14 protein-coding genes are annotated in these 13,891 nt (G+C 57.1%); 5 read left to right on the top strand and 9 right to left on the bottom strand.

The features are described 5' to 3' along the window. Positions 1-31: 31 nt before the first annotated feature. A complete protein-coding gene (locus tag K3169_RS26570; protein ID WP_027898601.1) occupies positions 32-412 on the bottom strand; it encodes a hypothetical protein in 381 nt (126 codons plus the stop codon). Positions 413-569: 157 nt separating this feature from the next. Between K3169_RS26570 and K3169_RS26565 the strand changes: the two genes are divergently transcribed. The 3 genes from K3169_RS26565 to K3169_RS26555 all read left to right on the top strand — a co-directional run bounded on the left by K3169_RS26565 (position 570) and on the right by K3169_RS26555 (position 3,694). Beyond that, entirely contained in the window at positions 570-773 is a 204-nt protein-coding gene (locus K3169_RS26565) for a heavy-metal-associated domain-containing protein (protein ID WP_099269465.1), read from the top strand. Positions 774-999: 226 nt separating this feature from the next. Continuing rightward, positions 1,000-2,196, top strand: a complete 1,197-nt coding sequence (locus K3169_RS26560) for a multidrug effflux MFS transporter (RefSeq protein ID WP_122707105.1) — start codon at positions 1,000-1,002, stop codon at positions 2,194-2,196. Between the two features lie 805 nt (positions 2,197-3,001). Beyond that, on the top strand, positions 3,002-3,694 hold the full coding sequence (locus K3169_RS26555; RefSeq protein WP_027898604.1) for an ArsR/SmtB family transcription factor: 693 nt from the start codon (positions 3,002-3,004) through the stop codon (positions 3,692-3,694). Positions 3,695-3,706: 12 nt separating this feature from the next. Here K3169_RS26555 and K3169_RS26550 read toward each other — a convergent pair whose 3' ends face one another. From K3169_RS26550 to K3169_RS26540, 3 genes are all read right to left on the bottom strand, one after another. After that, positions 3,707-4,660 (bottom strand): adenosine deaminase, encoded by a 954-nt coding sequence (locus tag K3169_RS26550; protein ID WP_263268893.1) that lies wholly within the window; start codon positions 4,658-4,660, stop codon positions 3,707-3,709. 84 nt (positions 4,661-4,744) lie between these two features. Beyond that, positions 4,745-5,710, bottom strand: a complete 966-nt coding sequence (locus K3169_RS26545; protein WP_263268891.1) for a 2-oxoglutarate and iron-dependent oxygenase domain-containing protein — start codon at positions 5,708-5,710, stop codon at positions 4,745-4,747. A gap of 165 nt (positions 5,711-5,875) precedes the next feature. Then, positions 5,876-6,973 (bottom strand): BMP family ABC transporter substrate-binding protein, encoded by a 1,098-nt coding sequence (locus K3169_RS26540; RefSeq protein ID WP_027898104.1) that lies wholly within the window; start codon positions 6,971-6,973, stop codon positions 5,876-5,878. A gap of 394 nt (positions 6,974-7,367) precedes the next feature. On the opposite strand from K3169_RS26540, the gene K3169_RS26535 reads away from it, so the two are divergent. Then, positions 7,368-8,459, top strand: a complete 1,092-nt coding sequence (locus tag K3169_RS26535) for a calcium:proton antiporter (RefSeq protein WP_027898103.1) — start codon at positions 7,368-7,370, stop codon at positions 8,457-8,459. Between the two features lie 137 nt (positions 8,460-8,596). Here K3169_RS26535 and K3169_RS26530 read toward each other — a convergent pair whose 3' ends face one another. The 3 genes from K3169_RS26530 to K3169_RS26520 form a co-directional block, all read right to left on the bottom strand. After that, a complete protein-coding gene (locus K3169_RS26530; RefSeq protein ID WP_263268887.1) occupies positions 8,597-9,952 on the bottom strand; it encodes an 8-oxoguanine deaminase in 1,356 nt (451 codons plus the stop codon). 241 nt (positions 9,953-10,193) lie between these two features. Beyond that, positions 10,194-10,883 carry an SDR family oxidoreductase gene (locus tag K3169_RS26525; protein WP_122707113.1) on the bottom strand — a complete coding sequence of 230 codons (690 nt, stop codon included), beginning with the start codon at positions 10,881-10,883 and terminating at the stop codon, positions 10,194-10,196. 19 nt (positions 10,884-10,902) lie between these two features. Then, the gene (locus tag K3169_RS26520; RefSeq protein ID WP_027901277.1) at positions 10,903-11,253 is read right to left on the bottom strand and encodes a MerR family transcriptional regulator; all 351 of its coding nucleotides are present in this window, start codon (positions 11,251-11,253) and stop codon (positions 10,903-10,905) included. A gap of 80 nt (positions 11,254-11,333) precedes the next feature. Here K3169_RS26520 and K3169_RS26515 point away from each other — a divergent pair, with 80 nt between their 5' ends. Continuing rightward, a complete protein-coding gene (locus K3169_RS26515; protein WP_263268885.1) occupies positions 11,334-11,744 on the top strand; it encodes a hypothetical protein in 411 nt (136 codons plus the stop codon). A 107-nt stretch (positions 11,745-11,851) separates the two neighbouring features. On the opposite strand, the gene K3169_RS26510 is transcribed toward K3169_RS26515, so the two are convergent. Then, a complete protein-coding gene (locus K3169_RS26510) occupies positions 11,852-12,778 on the bottom strand; it encodes an ABC transporter permease (RefSeq protein WP_099269472.1) in 927 nt (308 codons plus the stop codon). Further along, on the bottom strand, positions 12,778-13,881 hold the full coding sequence (locus K3169_RS26505) for an ABC transporter permease (protein WP_027901274.1): 1,104 nt from the start codon (positions 13,879-13,881) through the stop codon (positions 12,778-12,780). Before K3169_RS26505 ends, K3169_RS26510 begins: the two co-directional genes overlap by 1 nt. Positions 13,882-13,891 lie beyond the last annotated feature (10 nt).

The raw sequence follows: 13,891 nt of genomic DNA, 5'->3' as shown, positions 1-13,891 counted from the left end.
ACCTTTCCACGAGGACAAGGTCAAGTCCAGATCAATAATTCAGATCGGCGCGTTTGAGATACATGCCATTCAGGCTGCTGGCGATTCGGTATTTGAGAATATCGCCGGCTTGAATCTTGATGTTGGTGTTGCTCTGGGCCTCCATGCCGGGGTCGCAACCGAATACCGCACCTGGCAGCACACGCAGGCGAATGGCGACATTGCCCGCGGGAAGGTTGAAGGACACAGATTGTTCCTGGAACAAGCGGCCCGCGAGCTGGTCCTGAATATAGATGCCGATCTCGCAGGATGTCGCGACTTCCAGTCGCTCGCGAGAAATGATCAGAACGCCATAATCCTGATCAGCCTGAACTGCCGGGGAAGCAGCGAACAGGCCGAGAATGCCGAAGAGGCTCAATGCTGACCAGCGCATCGCTGATACTCCTGATGTAGACGGTGATGATGCAGCTTGGCCGAGCCTTGCGCCGAATACCAGCCCGGCAGACAAACGAGAAACTTGACCTTGCCACGATGGGAAGGTGAAACATGGCGTTATCGTCACCTACAGCCCCGTTTGAAGGAGTAGCACCATGCAACGATTCAACGTTCAAGGCATGACTTGCGGCCACTGTGTCAAAGCGGTGACCACTGCCATCAAGGACCAGGACCCCAGCGCGCTGGTGCAAGTCGATCTGCCGACTGGCGAAGTCATTGTAGAAAGCGACCTGACCGGCGAGCAGGTGATCGGCTTGATTTCCGAGGAGGGGTATCAGGCGCAAATCGCCCATACGTGAGTGGGTTAGAACTCGATCTGTGGGAGCGCTGCTTACACGCGATAAGGCTGGACGCGATATAAAGTGAACTGCATCCAGCCTTAACGCGAGCAAGCATCTCCCACAGTGTGAAATCTCCTACGAGGCGCGGCCGTGAAACTTTTTGAAGTAATTACCTTCTCCTGACACTCAGCCCGCACAGGCCCGGTTAAACTGTCGGGCTGCAAGAGTACTGTCTGGACGCCTCATGAACCTTCGCACCATCCTGATTCTCGGCGCGCTCAGCGCCTTCGGCCCATTGGCCATCGATTTCTACTTGCCAGGTTTCCCGGCCATCGCTTTGGCGTTTGGCACTGACGAGAAACACGTTCAACTGACCCTGGCGTCTTACTTTCTGGGCCTCTCCATCGGCCAGTTGGCTTACGGGCCTGTGGCTGACCGCTTCGGTCGGCGGATTCCACTGCTGTTTGGCGTGACCCTGTTCACTTTGGCTTCGCTGGCTTGCGCCTTCGCGCCGAATCTTGAGTGGCTGATTGGCGCGCGCTTTGTTCAGGCGCTGGGCGGTTGTGCGGGCATGGTGATTTCCCGGGCAATTGTCAGCGATAAATGTGATGCGGTGCAGTCTGCCAAGGTCTTCTCGCAATTGATGCTGGTGATGGGGCTGGCGCCGATTCTTGCGCCAATGCTCGGTGGGTTATTGGTCAATCTATATGGCTGGCAATCCATCTTTATCAGCCTTACAGCCTTCAGTGCACTGGCATCGTTGGCGGTGGCGCTCGGGTTGCCTGAAAGCATGCCGGCCAGCCATCCGCGTCAGCCACTGGCAGGTGCTTTCAAGCAGTATCGCAGTTTGCTGGGGGACCGGATTTTCCTCGGGCATGCATTGACGGGCGGCATCGCCATGGCAGGCATGTTTTCCTATATCGCGGGTTCGCCGTTCGTATTCATCAAACTGTATGGCGTGCCTGCTGAGCATTATGGCTGGCTGTTCGGCACCAACGCTGCTGGCTTCATACTGATTGCCCAGCTCAATGCAAGGCTGGTAGGCAAGAAAGGTCCGGCGTTCCTGCTGTCGCGTACGGTCTGGATTTATCTGGCTGCGGCTTTGACGTTGCTGGCCATTACCGGTTTGCGTACCGAGCAGCTTTGGCCGTTGCTGGTGCCGTTGTTCATCTGCATTGCCAGCCTGGGCTGCATCATCCCCAACGCATCGGCTTGTGCAATGAACGGCCAGTGGGCGCGTGCCGGGAGTGCATCAGCGATGCTGGGGTGTCTGCAATTCAGCGTGGCTGCCGGTGCGGCAGCGTTAGTTGGTGTGTTGCACGATGGCACTGCCGTCCCCATGGCTCTGGTCATTAGCCTGTGTGGCGGGCTGGCGGTCACTATGTCGGTATTGACCCGTCGCTTGCAGCACAAGCGTGACGCGTCAGTAATTCAGGGCTGATAGATGCTCCCGCCTGTGTGCGGGAGCTAACCCGGTTATATCAACCAAATCCCGGTCGATCGCTTTCACTGTATTCATTGCCAAATGAATGCAGATTGATTGTCTGTGTGCACTATAAATAGTGCTGAGGTGAGTTTCTGTTTATCTTCCTTCAGTGTTACTGGCTAGATGCTACATGGATTGTAGATTTATCCTACGGACTTTTCGGAAAGTGACGAGTGTAAATATGATTGATGGCAGTTAGCTGCGAACATGGGCTCTACTATTTGTCTTATTTTATTGAGCGTTTCTAGTTGTCCATGTTGTAGGAAAATGCCGTGCACGATATGACGGATTTTCTGTTCGAGGGTATGTGGGCCTTTGTAGCCGGGGTTCGATGGGCGCCCATGTGATATTTTCAGGAATGCTCCTCGCGTGAAAGATTGGGCAAGGTTGATCAGGAAACTCCGGATGCTCTTGATGCAATGCTCTGTTTGCCTGATCGGGTGAAAGGTTCCAAGGCTTATACTGATCGTCCGGAGTTGGTTGGACCATAGTTATGTAAGCCCCGGTCTATCATCGGGCCGTTGCCTTGTTTACGAGCTCCACATTAGATCTGCGCATAAGTTGATAAGCCGTACCAACGCAGTCATCAATGCCGTGGGTGCCCTGAGGCCTTTCCAGGTTAAAGGTCGTCAGTTACCTGAGGCGTTCTACTTCACTGGCTCATTACGGCCTCGACTATGGCGGTCTTGCTTCTTGGTTACAACTGTATTACTGCCACCATGTCATCGCGATAGACGATGTTTCAACAGGGAGTGAACATATGGAATATGCACCTTGCATCAGCCACGTTGCAACATTGCTGGCTGACCCGAAGCGTAGTGCAATGATCTGGGCCTTGATGGACGGTAGTGCGCGATCCGCCAATGAGCTGGCCCTGCTTGCGGGCTTGACGACATCATCTGCCGGGGCGCATTTGGCGCGACTGGCTGCTGGTGGTTTATTGAAGCAGGAAGTGCGGGGCCGCAAGCGTTTTTTCCGTCTGGCGGGTCCGCAGGTGGCGACGGCACTTCAAGCGCTTGCATGTGCCTCTGCCGCGAGTGCAGCCCAGATCAACCGTAATGTTGCGCAACCTTTGCCTTCCATGCCTTTGCGTGAGGCGCGTATTTGCAGTGATCACCTTGGCGGTGATATGGCTGCCGAGTTGTATCAACGGTTGCTGGGAGCGGGGTGGATCGAACAACAGGAACATCGTGTCGAAGTTACCAGCGTGGGGGTGGCGAGGTTTGCAGAGAGGGGGATTTACGTGCCGGCACTTGCTTTGCGTCAGCGCGAGACTGTTTGTGCCTGTGCCGACAGGAGCGAGGTCACGCCGCATTTGGGCGGTGCGTTAGGCGCAGGTTTGTTGCAGCTTTTTATTCAGATGGGCTGGCTGCGCATTACAGAGGAGTCCAGCACCTTGCAAGTTTCGTCCAGCGGGCAGCGCGAGATCGACAAGATCGCGGCTGCCGCCTGATAAGGAGTCAGCTCAAGGCTTGATCAGTCGTGCGTCCAGGCTGTTTTGTGCAAGACGTTTCGCCTGATCCTCGGTCATCCCCAGATGGGTATACAGCGCATGGAAGTTCTCGGTGACGTAGCCGCCGAAATAAGCGGGATCATCGGAATTCACCGTGACCTTCACACCACGCTCAAGCATGTCGAGGATGTTGTGTTTTGCCATGTCATCGAAGACGCAGAGCTTGGTGTTCGATAGCGGGCAGACCGTCAGCGGAATCTGCTCGTCGATGATGCGCTGCATAAGGCGCTCGTCTTCGATGGCGCGCACACCATGGTCGATACGCTGGATTTTCAGCAGGTCCAGTGCTTCCCATATGTATTCGGGCGGGCCTTCTTCACCAGCGTGGGCCACGGTCAGGAAGCCTTCATGACGAGCACGGTCGAAGACGCGTTTGAACTTGCTCGGTGGATGGCCCATCTCCGAGCTGTCCAACCCCACGGCGACGAACGCATCGCGAAACGGCAGCGCCTGGTCCAGCGTTTTTTCTGCTTCTTCTTCGCTCAAGTGGCGCAGGAAGCTGAGAATCAGACCGCTGCCGATCCCTAGCTTTGATTGGCCGTCTTTCAGGGCTCCCGTGATGCCGTTCAGTACCACTTCGAAAGGGATACCCCGGTCAGTATGAGTTTGCGGATCGAAGAACGGTTCGGTGTGAATCACGTTCTGGGCCTTGCAGCGCTCCAGATACGCCCAGGTCAGGTCGTAGAAATCCTGCTCGGTACGCAGTACATCTGCGCCCTGGTAATAGAGGTCGAGGAATTCCTGCAGGTTGTTGAAGGCGTAAGCGCCGCGCAGGGCTTCGACGTCATTCCACGGCAGCGCGATCTTGTTGCGTTCGGCGAGTGAAAAGAGCAACTCGGGCTCGAGAGAGCCCTCAAGGTGCAGGTGCAGTTCTGCCTTGGGCAGGGCGTTCAACCAGTCGTACATGTGCTTTTCTCATCAGGTGCAGATGCCCGGCATTCTACAGAGTCGTGCTTCGGGATGGGCAAAACCTGACCAAGCGGTTCAAATTTACCCGGCCTCTTGCTCCCGTCGATAGGCATAGGTATCGGCGAAACGCGACAGCAAAAATGCCGAGCAAGTAGTCACAGGGTAGCGTGCTGGCTCGGTTTCGCTCTTGCAGCCGGGCAAGCATTCAATTTCAGTGTCCGGGTTGGGCTCGACAAAAAACGGCATCGAATAGCGATCAACGCCCAGTGGACTGACCACCCGATGGGGCGTGGACACATATCGGTCGTTACTCCAGCGCGCCATCATGTCGCCGATGTTGACCACAAACGTGCCGTCAATCGGCGGCGCGTCGATCCACTGGCCGCGCACATCTCGCACTTGCAATCCGCCCGCAGAGTCCTGATGCAGAAGGGTGATACAGCCATAGTCTGTGTGTGCGCCCGCGCCTTGTTGTTCGGCGCTGGTGGCGGTATGGCGCGGCGGGTAATGGATAAAGCGCAGCACGCTCACGGGGGCGACAAAGCGCTTGTCGAAGAAGTCACGCTCGATGCCCAGCGCGACAGTGATCGCCTGAAGCAACTTCTGCGCGAGTGCCTGCATATCCAGATAGTGCTGTTCCATCAAGGCTTCCCAGCCCGGCATGTCGGGATGCCGGTTGGGGCCGCGTAATGGTTTTCCAGCGACGACCTCAGGGTGATCGGCGGGCAGATGAAAGCCCATGTCGAAGGTCTCTTTGAGATCGCTCGGTATATTCGGGTCGAGCTGTTCGGTCGCAATAGCACCATAGCCGCGGTGGTGACGGCTTTGAGTGATGTCGATCTTGAGCTTTTCTGCCTGGGGCAGGGCGAAGAATTGTTGCGCCGTACCGACCACTTGTTCAATCCGCTCAGCGCTGATCGGGTGGCCTTTGATATAGAAAAAACCCCACTCCCGACAGGCCTGGTCGATTTGCCGGGCAATGTCTTGCCATGCGATTTGGTCATCGCTGTAGAGCGGGGCGATGTCGATGATCGGGAGTTGGTTCACGGTGGATTGTCTCTGGTTTGACGTGATTGTTTATTTGCAACCGTCGAAGATCCCTGTAGGAGCTGCCGAAGGCTGCGAAAGCGGTCTTTCTGACACCCCGCTTTCGCAGCCTTCGGCAGCTCCTACAGGCAATGGCTTCCACAAGTTTGCGGTTGCTCGTCTTGATTACTTCGGCAATTCCGCCTTGATGCCCTCAACGTAATAGTTCATCGAGGCCAGTTCTGCATTGGTCGCAACCTTGCCTTCCGGGATTTTTACTGCGCCGGTCTGATCCTTGATCGGGCCGGTGAACGGGTGGAACGCGCCACTTTTGATGTCGGCAATGATCTTCTCGGCTTCTGCCTTGACGTCCGCCGGGACGATATCGCTGATCGGCAACTCAACCGTGCCTTCTTTCAGGCCGCCCCAGTAATCCTGAGATTTCCAGGTGCCGTTGATCACGCCTTCTGTGGCCTGAATGTAATGCGGTCCCCAGTTGTTGACGATGGAGGTCAGCACCGCTTTCGGGCCGAAGTGAGCCATGTCCGAGGCGTAACCCACGGCGTAGACGCCACGACGCTCAGCCGTCTGGATCGGCGCCGGGCTGTCGGTGTGCTGGAACATGACGTCCACGCCCTGGTCGATCAGTGCGTTGGCGGCGTCAGCTTCTTTGCCCGGATCGAACCAGGAGTTGACCCACACGACTTTGATCTCGGTGCCCGGGTTGTATTTGTTCAATGCCAGCTGAATGGCGTCGATGTCACGCAGTACTTCAGGAATCGGGAACGAGGCTACGTAACCGATCTTTTTGGTCTTGGTCATTTTTGCCGCAAGAAACCCGCCGACGTAGCGACCTTCATAGGTGCGCGCCAGATAGGTACCCATGTTCTTGTCTTGCTTGTAGCCGGTCGCGTGCTCGAAAGTCACTTTCGGGAACTGCTTGGCGACTTTCAACGTCGGGTTCATGTAACCAAACGAGGTGGTGAAGACCAGATCGTAGCCACCTTTGGCCATGTTGCGGATCACGCGCTCAGCGTCCGCACCTTCCGGCACGTTTTCGACATAACTGGTGGTGACCTTGTCGCCCAGAGCTTCAACCATAGCCTTGCGGCCCTGTTCATGCTGATACGTCCAGCCGTGATCGCCGATCGGGCCGATATAGACGAAGCCGACTTTCAGCGGGTCTGCCGCTGATGCCAGCAGGCTGGAACCCAGGCCAACGACCGCGGCCATGGCGCACAGCAATTTTTTCAGGGGGCGACGCGGGTGAGTGGTGGAGTGCATCGGGTCTAGCTCCTAGTGGTCTTGTTGGCACGGCCGTCTAAGCGGGTTGCTCGAACAATGCAAAAAACTGACCAACTGGACAGTTAATGACAGGGCTGGGGTTGTAGCTGCTTTTAGTAGCGCAAAGCGATGCTGGACGGTGCAAGAAAGGCACGTGTTGCCGCCAACTGGTGCGCCTTTCCTGAACGGGTGGGAGCGCGCTTGCCCGCGATGGCGTCAGTCCAGGCGGTGAGGTGCTAAATGATCAAATGGATCGCGGGCAAGCGCGCTCCTACGGGTAGCGGCGTTCCAATCAAGTTATCAACAGTTTTGAAACCTTTGCTTACACTCGGCACTCTCAACGCCTTGAACACGTTATCCGGACGTTTCACCCAGGAAGGTTTAAAGGCTAGTCATGGGCTCAATACTCAAGCAAGAAAAATTTCTCCTGCTCGCGATCATCGCGACAGTTGTCGCCTACGTGTTCGAGCATTCGTTCCTCAATAACGGGCAGGGCGTTGCGCTGACGGCGGGGATTGCGCTGGTAGGTTTTATCGTCTGCGCGTCGTTGCGCGTGGCTCACCATGCGGAGTTGCTTGCAGAGAAAGTCGGCGATCCCTACGGCACCATGATCCTCACCCTTTCAGCGGTGCTGGTCGAAGTGGTCATCCTGGCGATCATGATGAGTAATGAACCGTCGCCAACATTGGTGCGCGACACGATTTACTCGGCAGTGATGCTCGATATCAATGGCATCCTTGGTCTGGCTGCCCTGATGGGCGGTATCAAGCACGGCGAACAGTCCTACAACGACGATTCAGCCCGCACGTACAGCGTGATGATTCTCACCGCGATGGGCGTTTCCATGGTGGTTCCCGAGTTCATCCCCGAAGGCGACTGGAAGCTGTATTCGGCGTTCACCATTGGCGCGATGATCCTGCTTTACACCTTGTTCCTGCGCATGCAGGTCGGGCCGCACAGCTACTTTTTCAGCTACAGCTATCCAGAGAAAAAGAAGCGCAAGGATCAACCTGAAGCCGAGAGCGAACCGGTCAATCTGACGCTGTCGATCGGGATTCTGATGCTGGGCGTGGTGGTGATTGGTGCACTGGCGGAAGTCATGTCCAAGACCGTTGATCTAGGGCTTGAAGGTACTGGCGCACCGCCGGTCATGACGGCGATTCTGGTGGCGGCCATTTCTGCGGCACCGGAGATTCTGACTGCATTGCGCGCTGCTTTGGCAAACCGGATGCAATCGGTGGTGAATATCGCGCTGGGTGCGTCGCTGTCGACCGTGATCCTCACCGTACCCGTCATGGAAGCCATGGCACTTTACAGCGGCCAACCGTTTCAAATGGCAATGACCCCGGTGCAGACCGTGATGATTTTCATCACCCTGCTGGTGAGCGCAATCAACCTGAATGATGGTGAAACCAACGCGATAGAGGGCATGACCCACTTTGTGTTGTTCGCGACGTTCATCATGCTGTCGTTGTTGGGGTTATAGCGCTTTCTTGAAATAACGCACCACTGGCTGAATATGTTGGAGCGAGGCTTGCCCGCGAAGGGCGATGATGCGGTCGTTCTGGTAGAACCCAGGCGTATCATTCGCGGGCAAGCCTCGCTCCAACAGGAACGCGTTGATCAGCCGCGAATCAACTCTCGCGCTGCCTGGCTGTGATCAGCAATCAACCCCTTCAGATCGAGCCCTTCGACCTGACCATCAATCACTCTCCACTGGCCGCCAATCATCACCCGATCAGCACGATCAGCGCCGCACAACAGCAGCGCCGATAACGGATCATGGCTCCCGGAAAAGCGCAGTTCATCCAGCTTGAACAGTGCCAGGTCCGCCTGTTTACCGACTGCCAGCTCACCTATGTCGCTACGGCCGAGTAACTGCGCCGAGCCCTTTGTTGCCCAGCCAAGCACCAGCTCGGGTGTGATTTTTTCTGCGCCATAACGCAGACGTTGCAGGTACAGCGCCTGCCGCGTTTCGAGGATCATGTTCGAGGCGTCATTGGAGGCCGAGCCGTCTACGCCAAGCCCCAACGGCGCGCCTGCTGCGATCAGATCCAGTGTCGGGCAAATGCCGGAAGCCAGGCGCATGTTGGAGCTCGGGCAATGACAAACACCGGTGCCTGCTGCGCCCAGTCGGGCGATTTCGTCAGGGTTGAAATGAATGCCGTGGGCCAGCCAGGTCCGCGGCCCCAGCCAGCCAACGCTGTCGAGATAATCCACCGTGCGCAGGCCGAAACGCTGCAGGCAGAAATCTTCTTCATCGAGGGTTTCGGCCAGGTGAGTGTGCAGGCGCACGTCGAGCTTTTCCGCCAACGCTGCGCTTTCACGCATGATCTGCGGCGTAACTGAAAAGGGTGAGCAGGGCGCCAGGGCGATCTGGATCTGCGCGCCCGCGCCACGCTGGTGATAGCGCTCGATCAGGCGCTGGCTGTCTTCAAGAATTACCTCTCCCTGCTGCACGGTTTGTTGCGGCGGCAAACCTCCATCGTCTTCACCCAGACTCATTGAGCCGCGGGTGAGCATGGCGCGCATTCCCAGTTCGCGGACGCTTTCAACCTGGACATCAATGGCGTTTTCCAGCCCGTCCGGAAACAGGTAGTGATGATCCGCTGCTGTGGTGCAACCCGACAGCAGCAGCTCGGCCAGTGCGACTTTGCTGGCCAGCGCGAGCTTCTCGGGAGTCAGCCTCGCCCAGACCGGATACAAAGTCTTCAGCCACGGAAACAAAGGCTGGTTGACCACCGGAGCCCAGGCACGGGTCAGGGTTTGATAAAAATGGTGATGGGTGTTGATCAAGCCCGGCAGCAGAACATGCTCGCGGGCGTCGAATACTTGACCGCACGGGCTGGCAGGTTGCTGAGCCACGCCGAGCATTTCGACGATGACACCGTTTTCAATCACCAGACCGCCTCGGGCATCGAGGGCATTGGCCGTGAAAACAGCGAGGGGATTTTTCAACCAGATACGGATCGCAGGCATCGTGCCGGCTCCTCTGAAAGACAGGTTCAGGTTAGCCAGCTCAGTGTTGCCCTGTCTGCTGATCCAGGGTCGCCGGGTGCATCTCAGCGCTCGGCGATTCTAACCGCATTTTATGTCGGGTCGAGATCTTTGTGGGAGCGGTGCTTGCCCGCGATAGGGGCACCGCGGTTTATCTGACAAACATCAGCGCTTCAATCGCGGGCAAGCACCGCTCCCACAGGAAACTGCGACCTCTGCTAGATCACCACGGAATAGTTTCGCCCTTGTAGTCCACAAAATGATGTCCGCCTTTACCCGCATAGGCCACGAGCTGTTCCACCAGCCCGCTAGTGCTGGTTTCAACGTCGATAGCCGCACCTTCGCCGCCCATATCGGTTTTCACCCAGCCCGGGTGTAAAGACAAAACGGTTGGGCGAGGCGCTGGCAACTGCAGGACGAAAGTGTTGGTCAGGGAGTTGAGGGCCGCTTTGCTCGCCTTGTACAGCGAAGCATCTGCCCCGTCCGGACAGGTAACGCTGCCAAATCTGGAACTCATGAAAGCCAATACACCTGTAGTGGGCCGGATCTGCTGAACGAGGCGTTCAGCCAGCCGGATAGGTGCTATAGCGTTAGTGAGGAACAATTGAGTCAGTTCCGCCGTGGTGACCTGCTCGGCACTTTGTGGCCTCGGCCCCATGATCCCGGCATTGATGACCAGCGCATCGAAGACTTGCCCCTCCAGTTTGTTTTTCAGAGCATCCAGAGATGCGACGTCATCCAGATCAAGAGTCTCGATACGGACGCCGGATATTGCTTTGAGATCAGTTGCTTTTTGTGGATCGCGAACGGTGGCAGTGACGTTCCAGTTTTGTTCAGTCAGCCGTTTGACCAGTCCCAGGCCGATGCCACGAGAGGCGCCGACGATCAGTGCAGTTTTTTGAGTGGACAAGATTTTTCTCCTTGAAAAGTTATCAGGGGCTCAGCGGGCAGCTCTGGCCCAGACGATTCTGTAACTCGATGCGCAGTTCGCCGAGTTCAGCGATGCGTGTCTCGATCAGCACGAGTTTGTCCCGAAGTAATTGAGCAATGGCCAGGTCTGGCGCTGGAGCCTTCCAGAGTTCGGCAACGCTGTGTCCGATTTCGTTCAGGCTGAAACCCAGGCGCTGCGCGGTTTTGATGAACTGCACCAGTTGCACCATCTCCGCAGGATAGTGCCGATAGCCGTTATCGCTGCGTTGCGCTGCAATCAAACCACGCTGCTCATAAAACCGCAGAGTGTCGCGGCTGACCGCGGTGGCTTGAGCCAATTCACCAATGCGCATTTTTCCGTTCCTTGGGGTTGACCCTGGAGCGTACTCCAGCCTTTAGCCTGTTGGAATATTAAATCCTCTGGAGCGTTTTTATGTGGCAACCGCAACACTATAGGCAACTGGTTCGTGCCAGTGGCTGGTACGACCTGATCGTCACAGCTGCTTTTGTAACACCATGGAGTTTTGTCGCCTTGCATGGGCTGTTATCCAGTGTGAGCCAAGCCTGGAATGTTCCCGGCGCGATGCCACCGTTCGAGCCCATGCATATGTTGATGGCCAACTTGTTGGGTTCGATTGTTTGCGTGTGGTCAGTGCTTCGGATTCGCGATCCGCAGATGATTTTCGGACGTTACGACGCGGCAGGTCGACTGCTCTTCGCGACGTGGCAGGCCTATGCCCTGATGCAGGGAGCAACGTGGTTGCTGGCGGGATTCCTGATCATGGAAATGATGTGGGCGGTGTTGCAGCTGTGGCCGGTTCGCCCGATTAACCAGCGACTGTAGGAGCCCACGAGCACGGCGAGGCGGCGATAGCGGTGTTTCAGGCCGAACGCTATCGCGCCTCGCGGTGCTCGTTGTGTTCCTACAGCATCATTTTTTTCAGCGCTGCGTTAATGCCCCGCCTGCCAGGGCTGTCCTAGCGAAACCGGGGCATAAAGACGCGTGCGCAGGGCATTGCGCGACAGCAGCACCAACACGACGATGGTCGCCACGTAAGGCAGCATCGCCAACAGGTTGGACGGGATCGCCAGGCCGATACCTTGCGCCACCAGATGGAGGATGCTGGCGAGGCCGAACAGGTACGCACCCAACAACAGGCGCCACACTCTCCAACTGGCGAACACCACCAGCGCCAGGGCGATCCAGCCACGACCGGCACTCATGTTTTCGGCCCACATCGGCGTGTACGCCAGAGACAGGTAAGCCCCGGCCAGTCCGGCCATGGCGCCACCGAACAGCACTGCTAGAGTACGCACGCGCAGCACCGGCAAGCCCATGGCGCTGGCTGCGTCCGGGTTCTCGCCAACGGCCTGAATGATCAATCCGACGCGGCTTTTCAGCAGCGTCCAGGCCACGAGGGCAAACAGCGCGAAGGACAGGTACACCAAAATGTCCTGAGCAAACAGCATGCGGCCGATCAACGGGATGTCGCTCAAGTAAGGGATCAGAATTGGCTCGAAACCTTGCAGCGGTTTACCCACCCAGGCTGCGCCGACGAAGCTCGACAAACCAACGCCAAAGATAGTCAACGCCAAACCTGTTGCGACCTGATTGGCATTGAAGACCAGCGCCACCACCGCGAATAATCCCGACAGCAGCATGCCCGCCATCATCGCCAGCAGCACACCGAGCCACAGGTTGCCGGTGCTCAAGGCGATGATGAAACCGATCACCGCACCGAACAGCATCATGCCTTCTTGCCCAAGATTGAGGACTCCGCTTTTTTCGCAGATCAATTCGCCCAGTGCGACCAGCAGCAGCGGAGTCCCGCAACGCACCATGGCGAAGAAAATATTGCTCAGCAGATCGATATCCATCACACAGCTCCCGTGGCAGCGGGTGCCATCTGACGTTTGGCCCAGCGCGCATTCAGGCGTGGGCGATAGAGAATCAGCACATCGCAGGCCAGCAGGAAAAACAGCATCATGCCTTGAAACAGCTGTGTGATGGCTTGCGGCAGGTTAAGAGCCATTTGCGCGTTTTCGCCGCCCAGATAGAGCAACGCCATCAGCAAGCTGGCGAACAGAATCCCGATTGGATTCAAGCGGCCGAGAAAGGCCACGGTGATCGCTGCGTAGCCGTAACCCGGCGACACTTGCGGAACTAGCTGACCAATGGGCCCGGCGACTTCGCTTACCCCGGCCAATCCTGCGAGGCCGCCGCTTATCAGCAAGGCCAGCCAGACCAGACGTTTTTCGCGAAACCCGACGAAGCCTGCAGCTCGTTTATCCAGCCCCAGCACTTTGATCTGGAAACCGACAAAGCTGCGTTGCAGCAAAACCCAGACTGCGACCAAAGCCAGCAAGGCGAAGTACACACCGGCATGCACGCGGCCGTCCTCGGTCAGCAGTGGCAAGCGGCTAGCGTCACCAAACATCGCTGACTCAGGGAAATTCATCCCGGCAGGGTCTTTCAACGGTCCATGCACGAAGAACAGCAGCAGGTTCAGCGCGATGTAGTTGAGCATGATGCTGGTCAGGATTTCATTGGCATTGAAATGGGTGCGCAGCCAGGCGGTCAAGCCAGCCCATGCCGCGCCACCGAGTGTGCCAACCAGCAGAACCAGCACCAGTGCCCAGCGGCTTTCCATGTCGATGATATTGACTGCCAATGCGCTGCCAGCCAGCGCGCCCATCAACAATTGGCCTTCGGCACCGATGTTCCATATACGCGCCTGGTAAGCCACTGCCAAACCCAGCGCGCAGAGCAGAATGGGCAGCGCCTTGACCATCAATTCGGATACGCCATACCAGTCGCTGACCGGTGCAATCAGCAACGTATGCAGAGTGAGCAAAGGGTCCAGACCCAGGGCGATAAACAGTAATGAGCCGCAGATCAGGGTCAATACAGCGGCCAGCAGCGGCGAAAACCACAGCATGGCCCGCGATTGTTGCCCGCGCGGTTCCAGAGAAAGCAGCATCGGAAACTCC

It is taken from the genome of Pseudomonas phytophila (assembly GCF_025643095.1).
Lineage (GTDB): Bacteria > Pseudomonadota > Gammaproteobacteria > Pseudomonadales > Pseudomonadaceae > Aquipseudomonas > Aquipseudomonas quasicaspiana.
This window is presented reverse-complemented; position numbering and strand designations above follow the sequence as displayed.